The sequence below is a fragment of the Leptothoe sp. LEGE 181152 genome (assembly GCF_032906605.1).
In the GTDB taxonomy this organism is placed as follows: domain Bacteria; phylum Cyanobacteriota; class Cyanobacteriia; order Phormidesmidales; family Phormidesmidaceae; genus Leptothoe; species Leptothoe turfae.
Genome location: NZ_JASATU010000058.1, coordinates 222,122 through 234,889, shown reverse-complemented (window position 1 = coordinate 234,889; position 12,768 = coordinate 222,122). Strand labels below are relative to the sequence as shown.

Genomic DNA, 12,768 nt, shown 5'->3' with positions numbered 1-12,768 from the left:
AGTGGAGACATGGTAAAAAAGATATTGGTCATTGATGATGTTAAATCTGAGCTGGATTTGATCAGCCATTATTTGGAAGAGGCTGGTTACAAAGTGATAACAGCTGAAAATGGTTCAGAAGCGATGGAAAAGATAGCATTTGATCGGCCCGATGCAATTGTTACGGATTTGGTAATGCCGGAGGTTACCGGTTTAGAACTCTGCCGAAAGCTTAAAAAAGATCCGGCTACAGCTAGTATTCCGATCATCGCCTGTACAACAAAAGGCCGCAAAATGGATCAAAGCTGGGCTAAAAAGCAGGGAGTTGCTGGGTATGTAGTCAAGCCCTGTACCGCTCAGCAATTGACTGACGCTGTACGCTTTGCAGTTTTGTAGTTTATGTAAGACAGCGCATTATCTCCTATGCAAATCTCGCCTACCCCTTCGACTCAGACACTTAAAACGGCAGATCGCCTTCAGCAGCTTCTGCCTGATGTATTTAATCCAAAAACTGTTGCAGGCGAACAATTTTTGAGGGTACAACTAACTCCAGACTTAACGATTGCCTTAGCGCTAAGTTGGGTTGAAGAAAGTCTGTTGCTGCCAACTCAGTTAGTTACACCCATGCCCAATATGTCTCCATCAATGATGGGACTAATGAGTTCAAAAGATCAGGTTTTTTGGGCGATTAACCTGGCCCAACTATTAGAGTTACCTATGGTTCTAGAGCCTTCTCAATACTATGAAGTAGTGGTCATTCGTGCTTTGCCATCCAACGTTGATCAGTCTTCTACTAAAGAGAATATTAACGCAGATGAAGAACTCTATTTAGGGCTGGTTGTACCCAAAATCCGAAGTTCTGTTCGCTTATCACCAGACGATATTGTCTCTCCTGTCGATGAAGTGGATGCTAGCTTACATCCCTACTTAAGCGGTCAGGTTGTGATTGATGACGAGGTGATTCTCGTTTTAAGTGCTGAAGCGATTGGAGCGGCTCGATCATTAACATCAGCTGAGTTTTAGGGTTATACATTTTCTTTGATTAACATAGCGAACTAGGACACCACCATGACTGCGCAGGACTATACATTAAAAAACGATAAGCTTCAGCGACTCAGCTTTCTTAGGAGAGGAATACCCCGGATTTCTAAGGTAGACAAAAAGGGTGGACGTCCCCTTGGTAGACAGTTACTACAAACACTGTTGCCCGTTACCTTGTTACCTCTGGCAGTTGCGAGTGGTTTGGGGATTGTTATCACCAAGCGCGCTGAAAATGAAGATGTGGTATTCGCCCTGAAACAGGAAGCGTTCCTGGCCAGTGAAGTGGCTGGTTTCTTTGTAGCGGATAGCTTTCAAGTTGTAGAAAACTTGGTGATTAGCCCCTCCATTCAGCAGGCACTAAATCAAGCAAATGCCAAGGTTGAGGAAGATAAACTCAGCGAACAGTCTGTTGAGGCGCTAGAGCAACAGTTTGCCCAGACTAAGTTATTAGCGCCCAATGCGGCCATTAACCAATATTTAGCCGATATTGTGGCTGCTGAAGGACTCGGTGAAATATTTTTTACTGAACAAGCTGGTTTCACTGTTGGCATCAGCAACCCTATTGATGACTTTGTTCAAAGTGATGAGGATTGGTGGCTGCAAGCTAAGCAATTTGGTCAATATGTGGAACCGGTAAAATTTGATAACTCTGCCAATGTCGTCAGTGTATCGATTTCCAGTGCAATTACTCCTACTGGGTCCGAGGACGTTATTGGAGTTGTTAAGTCAGTTCTGCCCCAGCAGGTCTTGAGTACTCAAATTGCTACCTATCTGAGTAATTCAATTGGTGAAACTCAGGCAGTGCAGGTGGTCGATGTCCGTAATGGCTTGGCACTGGCGACTGTACCCCTAACAGAAAATACTGACACTGATAATGCAACCGTGGTTGGTGGAGAGGTAATTGCGCAGTTTGCCCAGGCACTATCATCAAAATTAGGCCGCGAGGCCGATGGTCCCCAAATATTTAAACAGGAATTACAGCAGGAAACGGGCGCTAAAATTATTGAAGTTAGCCGGGCAACATTACTTGGCAAAGAAGTATTACAGGCTGTAGTTTCCTATGAAGGTCGGAACTATAGTCTGGCGACCGTAACCAATCTTCCCTGGGTTGCAATCTCGTCTGAGGATGCAGTTGCACTTGACCAAGCGGGAATGACTTTGTTGGTTGTCTTTATTGTGACTGCCATAATTTTGGGTACCGCCTCAGGTGGTTTGCTACTGTCGCTGGCACGCAGGCTTTCTCAACCATTGCAGACACTAACTGAGGTGGCTCAGAAAGCGGCTGGAGGTGAACTAGATGCCCGTGCCATTATCGAGGGAACCTTTGAAACTCAAATTCTAGGACGTGGTTTTAATAATCTTTTAGACCAGCTACAGTCATCGCTTAAACAGCAAAAAGATTTTGCAGAAGAACAGCGACAAGAAAGAGAAAAACTAGAAAATGATATCACCCAGCTAATGGAAGAAGTGGGGGATGCAGCAAATGGCGATCTCTCGGTGCGGGCAAAGCTTTCAGCTGGAGACGTGGGTATTGTCGCTGACCTTTTTAACGCCATCATTGAAAACCTGCGAGACATTGCCGTCAATGTGAAACAATCAACCGGCCAAGTGAGTGGTTCATTGCTGACGAACGAGCAGCAAATTCTTAGCGTGGTTGAGCAGGCCGTTGAAGAAGCGCGCTCGATGCAGAATACCATGGTGGCTGTTAGAGAGATGAGTCAATCTATTCAGACGGTTGCTCAAAACGCTAGTGAAGCCTCTAATTTGACCAATGACACCTATGCGACGGTACAAGCAGGGTCTCAGTCAATGGAAAAAACGGCAGACAGTATTCTAGAACTGCGCTCAACGGTGGGTGAAACCTCTAAAAAGATTAAACGATTGGGAGAATCTGCCCAGAAGATTGCTCAGTCGGTGAGTTTGATTGACGAAATTGCTCTGAAAACAAACCTGTTGGCTGTAAATGCTAGTGTTGAGGCATCCCGTGCTGGAGAATTAGGACAGGGCTTTACTGCCGTAGCGGAACAGGTTGGCTCCCTGGCGGAACAATCGGCCAATGCCACTAAGACCATTGCTCAAATTGTGGCTGACATTCAAACGGAGACTCAGGAAGTAGTCGCAGCCATCGAAACGGGTACAGCCCAGGTGGTTGATAGTAGCAGCCTGGTGAAAATGACCCAACAACAGTTGAACGAGGTACTGACTAAATCTGATCAAATCAACCAACTGATGCAAAACATTTCAGATTCTACAGTTAATCAAACTCAAGCATCTGCAGCTGTTACTGAGCTCATCCAAAAATCTGCTCAGTCTTCCGAAGAGCGATCCCATGCATCAGCTCAGATGGCCCAAGCGATTCAAGATACTGCAAAAGTAGCCCAATCTCTACAGGCGTCTGTCAAGCAATTTAAAGTTGAAGACTAACCATGGAACTAGACAAAGAGCAACAGGCTCGATTGACCTTTTTGGCAGAGGCGGAAACCTATTTCGAGGAAATTGAAACTGTCCTGTTAGGTCTGAAAACGGCAGATGATCGCCTGGGTGAGATTAATATTGCCATGCGTGCTGCTCACTCTGTTAAAGGTACAGCTGGCATGATGGGCTTTGTCGAGCTTAGTCAGGTTGCTCACCAGCTAGAAGATGCATTTAAAATTCTGCGTGCCCGACGGCTATCGGTAGATACCTCCCTGGAAACTCTGCTACTGCAGGGGGTGGATTGTTTGCGAACAGTTCGTCAGCACTATCAGCAGCAGCTACCCATAGACTCCCAGTGGTTAGCCACTGATATTGAGCCTATATTTAAAAAGCTAAATCAACATCTGGGTGATCTCACCCCTGAAGATGAGGCTCGTCTGTTGTCAGAAGACAATGATGAAAATCTTGATGTCATGATTTTCACAACAAGTGTTGAAGATTGTCTAGAAGAGTTTCATCAAGACCTATCTCAACTGCGGGGCGATGATCTCAGACAAGCTGTAGTTGCTATGGCTCAACGGATGTCTGAGTTTGGCATGATGGCTCAGTTGGAGGCATTTGTATCCCTATGCGATTCTGTGCAACAACAGTGCCTGTCTGCTCAGCCTGAATCTATTGATGCGATCGCACATCAGGCGCTGAAAACCTGGCAGCGAAGTCATTCACTGGTTCTTTTAGGACGTACAGAAGGGTTGCCCTCTCAGTTAAAACCACTTACCGACATCTCGGGTACACAGCATCACGACCTGAGCGATCTGTCTTTACCAGAGCTTTTAGATGAGCGACCTAATAGTGCCGATGATATTGATTTTCTGCAAGACCCGCTAACCTCCTTAGAGGCCATTGATGCCTTCCCCACCGCTGAGCTGATAGAAGGGGAGCCAACCAACGATCAGACGGTTGATCTAGAGGCTTTGCAGGCACAGTTTGCGAAGCTACCGCTAGAACCAGAGCTAGAACCGGCTGATGCGACTACCATAGTTCCCGAGTTAGTCCAGCCGAGTCTTCATCAGGCAGAGAAACCGACTGGTGAAGAGATAGCTAGTCAAGAGATAGCTAGTGAAGAACTCTCTGGCGAAGCGATTAAATCAACGTCTAGCCTAGAGGCTATTCCGTTGATCCCTTTGAATATGCCGCCGCCGGTCGCTGTCCCCAGTACACAAAAAACAACAACGGTGCGGGTATCGGTTGATCAGCTCAAGCAAATTAACAGTAATTTCGAGGCTCTGATTCTTAATCGCAATGCAGTCAACCTTAAACTAGAACAGCTACAGACATTTAGTGAGTTGATGCAGGAGCGTATGGCCGCCCTGACATTATTTAATACCGAGCTACGTCAGTGGTATGACCGGGCGTCAACGGAAGGACCCATGGGGGCTGTGGCTGAAAATGTTGCCGTGGCCGGTGTTGCCAATAGCATCAACGGATCGAGTCAGAATGGACGTGGCCGAGCTGTTGAAGTTGCTGCCCCCGAAGAACTAGATGCTCTAGAATTTGACCGTTACTCTCAGCTCCATTTGTTAGCCCAGGAACATATGGAGACCATTGTTAAACTTGAAGAGGTAAGCCGTGACATTGAGTTAGGCCTGAATGAGATGGATCAGGCCATCGGCGGGCTTAACTACACCAGTCGTCTGCTTAAAAACCGCATCACCCAGACCCAGATGCGTCCGTTTGAAGAGATTGTCGGACGTTTCCCTCGGGCGCTACGGGACTGGTCAGTACAGTATGGCAAACCTGTAGAACTTAAGATTGAGGGAGCCAGTACCCTGATCGAACAGTTTGCCTTAGATCAGCTGAGCGATCCGCTGATGCACCTTTTGCGCAACTCGTTTGACCACGGTATTGAAAGCCCTGAAAGCCGTCGAATACAGCAAAAGCCTGCCGTAGGCACCATTGCCCTGCGGGCGGTGAATCGTGGTAACCGAGTGGTGATTACCCTGAGCGATGACGGTGGTGGGATTAACTTGGAGGGCGTTCGCGATCGCATCCGTAAATACAACCTCCCAGATGAACAGGTGGATGCCATGGAGCGTCAAGAGCTATTGTCCTTTATCTTTGAACCGGGCTTTAGCACCAGTAGTCAGGTTACTGAACTATCGGGGCGGGGCTATGGGATGGATGTGGTTCGCACCAACCTGAGAGAATTACAAGGTGATATTCAGGTGGATACGGAGCCCGGTCAAGGCACCACATTTACCATGAGTATTCCGCTATCGTTGTCGATTTTGCGGGTCATGCTATTAGAACGCAATGGCTCTGTCTTTGCCTTACCCGTTGATGCGGTGCAAGAAGTAATCAGAACTCCAGCCGCAGAGATTACTGAACCATCCATGACCTGGAGAGACACCTCTATTCCCCTCGTGCGTGTAGAAGATCATTGGACAATGCTGGCCAGACCGCTAGACATGAGTGGTCAACCCTTGATCAACTGCCCGATGATCGTGGTAGTGGGCGAAGACGATGGTTACTATGGTCTGAATATCGACCGCTTCTGGCAAGAACAAGAAGTCGCTATCCGTCCAGTGGCGAGTCCCATACCGCTACCTCCTGGATTTAGCGGTGTTACGGTGCTGGGTGATGGTCGCGTCATTCCTCTGATTGAACCGATCCAGCTGATGACATGGATTGTGGCAGGCGCTAAACGAGAGGCTGCTCAGCCAGTGGATCCCGTATTGTCCTTACCCTCTCAATCGGCCAAAATTTTGGTGGTTGACGATTCGATTCATGCGCGTCGTTATATGGCAACGACGCTAGAGCGATCAGGATATCTGGTGGAGCAGGCTAAGGATGGTCGAGAGGCCGTAGATAAATTGATCGCCGGTCTAACTGTGGAGGCGATAATTTGTGATATCGAAATGCCTCGACTAGATGGCTACGGCGTTCTAGAAGAGCTTAGGGAAAAGCCGGAATATGAAGAGTTGCCGATTCTGATGCTGACGTCTCGAAGCAGTGAGAAGCATCGTAAGCTGGCCATGAATTTAGGGGCGACGGCTTATTTTTCAAAACCGTATAACGAGCAGGAACTGCTGAAGGAATTGAAGGTACTCACTAAGGTTTAGGTGCTCTAGAAGCCGCCGTGCTTTATCAAGCATCGTGCACAAAAAAGAAGAAACGATCAAACGAGATGGTTGCTAATGGCAAGGGCAATAGGTCTTCGTTGCAAGACTTGATTGAACAAAATTTGACTGAGGTCACTTATTTGACTGAGGTCACTTCATAGAAATCATCCTGACTGGTTCACCCCAAAGCCCCGACCGTCATCTGACAATAGTCAATACTTCTTCCCCTCCAGGAAGAGGCAATGGTGTATATTGAGCTCTAGCTCCATAGCTACAGTCATTAGAGCCTTTTAGGAAAAGTTGGGTTCACTGATGTAGGTAACAGTGATTAAAACAGTGATCCTTCTTTATGAAAAAGCTAGCAATTGCCGGAATTGGTGCAGGTGTTCTTGCTGTTGGCCTATACTTCGGTGCAAATCTCTACGGCACTAAAGTCGCCGAAGCCAAGGTAAACAAATTAATTGACAGCATGGAAGAGGAGAACCTGGCTGTTGAGTACAAGGATATTAGCTTCAAACCCCTGGCCCAGGATGTCCATGTCAAAGATATTACGATCACGTCTAAGGATGATCCCTCTGAGGTCACTATCAAGAAAGTTATCATCCGTGATATTGATGAAAAATCAGATGTGCCCACGGTGTTTGATGCATCAATTCAGGGGATAGTGGTGGACTTAAACCAGCCGGAACAGTTAGAAATGGCTGACTTTTTGCAGAGGGCTGGTTATGACACTGCGCTAAGTTTCGATATTGATACAAAGTATCGGTACAACCAGGCCAAGCGTGAGATGAGTGTCGAAACGTTTAAGGTTAGTGCCGATCAGGTGGGAGATTTGGTTGTCAATATGAAGCTGGGCAATGTCGACATGGAAGACGTTGAGTCAAAAGATGCGGCCCCTACTAACATGGATACGATTTTCCACAGTTTTGAAATTACCTATCGGGATAATTCGTTTGCGGAGAAGCTGTTAGCATCGATGGCGGCTGAGGATGGTAAAAGTGTGGATGAGTTTAAGGCTCAGTTAACCAGTCAGCTTATGGGTGCCAGTCAGTTTTTGGTGTCGCCTGATAATGAGGTGGCAGCTGATGCGGTGAATGAGGTGGTTGCGTTTATTGAAAATCCGAAGGGGTTTAGTATTTCGGCTAAGCCGGAGCAGCCAATGCAGTTGATGAATCTGATGACTGAGAATCCTGATGATTGGATGGATAAGCTTAATATTGAGGTTAAATCTTTTTAGGCAATTGGTGGTGGACAGATGCCGCTGGACATACTCCGGAACGCATTGTTCGCCGATTAGGAAGAGGTAGGTTAGGATTGCAATCAACCATTTCGTGTTCCTGTAGACAGCGGCAGCTCAAGGCTTGGGGCTATGTTAGTTGCGCTCCAGATATAGTCGTCTCAAATTCCTATGGCGTTGAGTCACCTCATCTCCTATAATTGGGGACTGGAATATTCCTACAAAGGAGCTAAACGCTACATGGCGCGATATAGAGGTCCTCGCCTTCGCATTACTCGCCGCTTGGGTGAACTACCCGGTTTAACCCGGAAAGTTGCCCGTAAGGCCTATCCCCCTGGTCAACATGGTCAGGCGCGGAAGAAAAAGTCCGAATATTGTATTCGTCTAGAAGAGAAGCAAAAGCTTCGTTATAACTATGGTGTGACTGAGCGTCAGCTACTGCGCTATGTGAAAAAAGCACGTCGTGCCAGTGGTTCTACTGGGCAGGTAATTCTGCAGCAGCTAGAAATGCGCTTGGATAACACTATTTTTCGATTGGGTATGGGACCTACGATCCCCGCTGCTCGCCAAGTCGTTAACCACGGTCACATCACCGTCAACGGTCGCGTTGTTAGCATCCCTAGCTACCAGTGCCGTCCTGGTGATGTCATTGGCGTTCGTCCAAAAGACGTTTCGAAGAAGCTAGTGGAAGCAAACCTTGAATTTCCTGGTTTGGCGAATATCCCCACTCACCTTGAGTTTGATAAAGCCAAGCTCGAAGCTAAGGTGAACAGCATCATCGAACGTGAATGGATAGCCCTCAACGTCAACGAACTACTCGTAGTTGAGTACTACTCCCGTAAAGCGTAGACCTACTGTCGCTCTACTTGAATACTTTAGGCATACCCTGCTGTATTCTTACCGCGCTAGTTTAGTAATTTCCATTAGCCCCTGAGGTCCGTCAGCCCTAGGGGTTTTATTTATGGTTAATAGCCCCGCCAATAGCCAATAGCTCTTTGTCTACACTGGCATCCACGACAAGACAATCAGCTCGCCCTGGACCACGCCAATGCGTAGCTCATAAATAAACTCATAGCGGTCTTCGTTTCTATCCCAGGCTGTAATCCATAGCTCGTAGGCCCGAGTATCGCGCTCATGACAGGGGAGCTGTCGCAGAACATCAATTTGATAACCTCGGTAGCTCTGTAGAAGATCGGCAACAGCAGTGGTCACGGCTGACGAATAGTGTTGCTCTGAGTAAATTCTCGGAAATGCCATGAATGGACGCCTAGATGCGAGAGTGATTCTATTCTTAGCCTACGTGACGTTACGGATGGGGGTCAGGGTTTCGGGTAGTGTGTGAAGTTTTTGAGAAGAAAATCATAGTTTGGATTAGCAATGCCAAGTAAAATATTGACTTACAACCGCATGGATTCTTAGCTTGATGAGCATAGATACAGAAAGACTCCAAACCTTACTCAGCCGTGCTCAGCAGTTAACCGAAGCAGAAGCACTGGCGGATTTGCCAGCTGCGATCGCTGAGCGCCTAAAGACAGAAACTGCTACACCTTTGGTGGCAGCCCTGAATTTGAGCGATGCCCTATGGATTGATAATTCCTATAAAGCGGAAAAGGGTGCTTCACGGGCAGTGCGGGTGATCCAGCGCGACCAAGCCGTAATCCGTGCGCTGGCATTTTATCGCCTAAAAGGTGGCACTGATTTAGAAAAAACAGCAACATTTTTTGAAGAGACGTTTGCGGCTGCCACCAAACATGACGGACAGGTGAGCCATTCCGAATAGAAAACCTGTAGGGGCGCACCGCCGTGCGCCCTCTAGCAACAACCGCCGTACGCCCCTACGAAAAATCTCTTATGTGTGGTGGTCAATCACGTGGGGAATCAGCGAGTGAGGTTTTTCTAAATCATAGGTGTGCATTAAGTCATTGTCTCCCATAATCTCTCTGGGAGGACCATCGGCAACAATTCTACCTTGGTACATGATCAGGGTGCGATCGCAAACCTCCAACAAAAACTCTAAGTCGTGGGAAGCAATTACCATAGTTTGTTGCAAGCCTTGCATAAAGGTGATCAAACGTCGTCGACTACGGATATCAAGGCTGGCGGTAGGCTCATCGTATAAAACAATCTGGGGATTCATGGCCAAGAGACCAGCAATGGCCACCATTTGTTTCTCTCCACCCGATAGGTGATGGGGAGGGCGCTCGGCTAAAGGCTGTAACCCCGTCAAAGCAATCGCTGCATCTACTCGCTCATCTACCTGTTGGGGCTGTAGATCCATATTTGCTGGGCCAAAACGAATATCGTCTCGTACCGATGCAGAAAATAACTGGTTGTCGGGGTTTTGAAACAACAATCCAATTTGAGGATTAAACCCACCAGTCACAACAGGTTTATCCATCAGTCGCACAGCGCCAGACATGGGGGTAAGCGCTCCACAGAGAATCATAAACAAGGTGGTTTTCCCACAGCCATTATGACCGATAATCCCTACCCGTTCGCCAGGAGCAACCTGTATGCAAATATTATCAAGTACCTGGGGCCGATCAGGATAGGAAAAACAAAGATGCTCAATGGCAATCGCTGCTGTTATAGCTGGAAAAACAGCAGGTGCTACTGGCTTCTTGGGTAGCAGAGACGTCATAGATACTACTCAGAGAGTGGGCGTTTGTGCTTTGAAGAGAGATTGAAATGAATGTCAAGTTTTTAATGTTGAATTTTAAGTTGGAGAATCTGTTTAGAGAATTAAGATTTATAAAAATGAGGAAGAATAGACTTCAACGGAGATCTTGGATGTGATCAAAATTGAGTGGGCCATTCAGAACTCAAAACTTAGAACTCAAAACTAACCTATCCCCCAGGAACTACTGGCCAAATTTGCAGACTCATTAAAATCAGAGCAATGGTAGCGCATAATCCAATGGCTGCAATGTCAGGGGCACGCCCCCAGCCTTGAATCTGAGAGGACATGTTGCTACGACCATTACTATAACCTCGCAGTCGCATGGCTTTGTACACCCGCTCAGATTGTTCATAGCTGCGCACCAATAACGTGCCAGTTACGGCTGCCAATTGTTGCCAACTTTGACGATTACCCCCTGGTTGAAAGCCTCGCAGCCGCATGGCCTGACGTAAAATGGCGAGCTGGTCGGCAATGTCAAATAGATATCGATAGGCCAGCAGTGCCATTTCTGCCATTAATGTTGGCAACCCCAGGGAGACTAATGTATCAATCAGTTTTAACAGTGGGGTAGTGCCCAATAACAGCATGCCAATGGTGACGATAGAGAGAAATCGCCCTGCAATTAACCCCATGGCCATCAGACCTTCTTGTCGGATGGCGAGGGGGCCCCACTGCCAGAGAATGGTGCTGCCTGATAACAGGGGTAACGCGATTACCATGCCCAGGACAAAGAGCCCAGGATAGCGGAGGCGCGATCGCAAAAATGACCAGGGCAACCCGGAGAGCATATACAGCACAGCGGTCACCAACAAGCAAATTGGCACCAGCTGCACCTGTTGCACACTGGTAAAGCCCAGCATTAACAGCCCTAAGCCGACTAATTTGCTACGGGGCCACCAGCGATGCAGGGGAGATTGCAATGCTGTATAAGAGTCAAGGGTTAGTCGCATAGTTGTTCTCCCGATGAGGGCATGGGCTCAACGGGTCTGATATCTAAGCCGGTCAACAATTCTGGTTTTGTCCGCTGTAAAAATGTCACCAGCAGTGCAGTAAAAATGCCCTCAACAATCACCAAGGGTCCATGGGCGATCGCCAGGGTGAACAGGGCTGCCCGTTCAGTGGCGACATCAAAGCCAGCAGGCACCGTGAAAGTCAGCAGACTGATAAAAATGATCACCGCCAGTGCCATGCCAACAGCTCCCGCTAAAAATCCGCTCAGACCATAGCGCATTGATGGTTTTATAGAGCGGGGCAACCAATGCCGCAATTGAAAAATGCCATGGCCCACTAAGGCCGGTACACCAATGATGATGGCGTTTAATCCGAGGGTGGACAACCCGCCGTGGCCTAAAAATAAGGCCTGAAAAAATAAACCAATCAAGATCGCTAAAAAAGCGTAATAGCCCAAAATTGCTCCTAGTAGTCCACTGAGCACCAGATGCAGGGTCATGGGCGGGAGGGGGATCTGAATGGATGAGGCAACAAAAAAGGCCGCTGTCAGCATAGCCGCTTTGGGCATTTGGGCCGTCGGGTTGGGTTGCCGGTTAATTTTTCGCAGACATTGCCAGGTAACAAACCCGCTGACACCATACCCAATGATGCACAGTTGGGGGGGGACAAAACCATCTGGAATATGCACTAAGACTGTTTACCTCGCGAAAAAAATAAAACTGTCCCGATCAGGCCCCACAGTGCGGCTCCAGCACTGGCCCAGCGTTGTAGGGGATTAGTCAATGGTTCCGATGACGATACCAGAGCCGTTGTGCTCCTGGCGACAGCTTGAGGATTTTCTACCTGTGCCACCGCCTGATTAGTGACGGGAACGTTGACGGTGGTACCATGGCCCGCTTGCCGAATAACAACTTCCCAATCGCCTTCTGTGTCAGGACTAAATTCAAAATTCCCTTGTTCATCGGTTTGTCCCGTTAACCAAGGTTCATCGGGGTTGTCAGGCCTGTAAACCACCACCTGGGCTGAAGCCATGGGTTCTCCAGAAGAATAGCTGGCTTCGACAGAAAAGGTTTGGGTAACGGTTGCGATCGCACCGTGGGTCCAGCCCGGTTGCCCCCATAACAATACGAACCCCACACCATTGAGCCACCATAACCACAATAGCCATCGCCCATTCAAACTAAAGGAAGATTCCCTTGAGTATTGTTTAGCTGAACCCACCATAGATGCACATAAGGAATTTCCCCAATTAGTTAAGCGTCTTATCTTTTATTGGTTCAATGCCCCAGGGGGGGACATGGGCTAACTAAAGTCCCAAAATCGTAAAGTCGCTGGTGCCCAAT

At 47.9% G+C, this 12,768-nt stretch carries 12 protein-coding genes; 7 read left to right on the top strand and 5 right to left on the bottom strand.

What is annotated here, in order from left to right; genetic code table 11:
• Window positions 1-9 precede the first annotated feature (9 nt).
• The 6 genes from QGP82_RS26715 (at window position 10) to rpsD (ending at window position 8,643) form a co-directional block, all read left to right on the top strand.
• The gene (locus QGP82_RS26715) at window positions 10-375 is read left to right on the top strand and encodes a response regulator (RefSeq protein WP_499061551.1); all 366 of its coding nucleotides are present in this window, start codon (window positions 10-12) and stop codon (window positions 373-375) included.
• A 27-nt stretch (window positions 376-402) separates the two neighbouring features.
• Window positions 403-1,002: a chemotaxis protein CheW gene (locus QGP82_RS26710; protein WP_163659430.1), complete on the top strand. Its 600-nt coding sequence runs from the start codon at window positions 403-405 to the stop codon at window positions 1,000-1,002.
• A 45-nt stretch (window positions 1,003-1,047) separates the two neighbouring features.
• Window positions 1,048-3,444, top strand: a complete 2,397-nt coding sequence (locus tag QGP82_RS26705) for a methyl-accepting chemotaxis protein (protein WP_499061550.1) — start codon at window positions 1,048-1,050, stop codon at window positions 3,442-3,444.
• 2 nt (window positions 3,445-3,446) lie between these two features.
• Window positions 3,447-6,557: a hybrid sensor histidine kinase/response regulator gene (locus tag QGP82_RS26700; protein WP_499061549.1), complete on the top strand. Its 3,111-nt coding sequence runs from the start codon at window positions 3,447-3,449 to the stop codon at window positions 6,555-6,557.
• A gap of 349 nt (window positions 6,558-6,906) precedes the next feature.
• A complete protein-coding gene (locus tag QGP82_RS26695) occupies window positions 6,907-7,794 on the top strand; it encodes an aq_1923 C-terminal domain (RefSeq protein WP_163701305.1) in 888 nt (295 codons plus the stop codon).
• 240 nt (window positions 7,795-8,034) lie between these two features.
• On the top strand, window positions 8,035-8,643 hold the full coding sequence (gene rpsD, locus QGP82_RS26690; RefSeq protein ID WP_163659434.1) for a 30S ribosomal protein S4: 609 nt from the start codon (window positions 8,035-8,037) through the stop codon (window positions 8,641-8,643).
• Between the two features lie 150 nt (window positions 8,644-8,793).
• Here rpsD and QGP82_RS26685 read toward each other — a convergent pair whose 3' ends face one another.
• Window positions 8,794-9,051 (bottom strand): hypothetical protein, encoded by a 258-nt coding sequence (locus tag QGP82_RS26685; RefSeq protein WP_163659435.1) that lies wholly within the window; start codon window positions 9,049-9,051, stop codon window positions 8,794-8,796.
• 166 nt (window positions 9,052-9,217) lie between these two features.
• On the opposite strand from QGP82_RS26685, the gene QGP82_RS26680 reads away from it, so the two are divergent.
• A complete protein-coding gene (locus QGP82_RS26680; protein ID WP_499061548.1) occupies window positions 9,218-9,574 on the top strand; it encodes a hypothetical protein in 357 nt (118 codons plus the stop codon).
• A 69-nt stretch (window positions 9,575-9,643) separates the two neighbouring features.
• On the opposite strand, the gene QGP82_RS26675 is transcribed toward QGP82_RS26680, so the two are convergent.
• The 4 genes from QGP82_RS26675 to QGP82_RS26660 all read right to left on the bottom strand — a co-directional run bounded on the left by QGP82_RS26675 (window position 9,644) and on the right by QGP82_RS26660 (window position 12,649).
• A complete protein-coding gene (locus QGP82_RS26675) occupies window positions 9,644-10,435 on the bottom strand; it encodes an energy-coupling factor ABC transporter ATP-binding protein (protein ID WP_499061547.1) in 792 nt (263 codons plus the stop codon).
• Between the two features lie 206 nt (window positions 10,436-10,641).
• Window positions 10,642-11,424, bottom strand: a complete 783-nt coding sequence (gene cbiQ / locus QGP82_RS26670) for a cobalt ECF transporter T component CbiQ (RefSeq protein ID WP_499061546.1) — start codon at window positions 11,422-11,424, stop codon at window positions 10,642-10,644.
• Window positions 11,415-12,113, bottom strand: coding sequence for a cobalt transporter CbiM (cbiM, locus tag QGP82_RS26665; RefSeq protein WP_163701314.1), 699 nt, complete (start codon window positions 12,111-12,113; stop codon window positions 11,415-11,417). The genes cbiQ and cbiM overlap by 10 nt, the downstream gene beginning before the upstream one ends.
• Window positions 12,113-12,649, bottom strand: coding sequence for a carboxypeptidase-like regulatory domain-containing protein (locus tag QGP82_RS26660; protein ID WP_499061545.1), 537 nt, complete (start codon window positions 12,647-12,649; stop codon window positions 12,113-12,115). The genes cbiM and QGP82_RS26660 overlap by 1 nt, the downstream gene beginning before the upstream one ends.
• Between the last annotated feature and the right edge of the window lie 119 nt (window positions 12,650-12,768).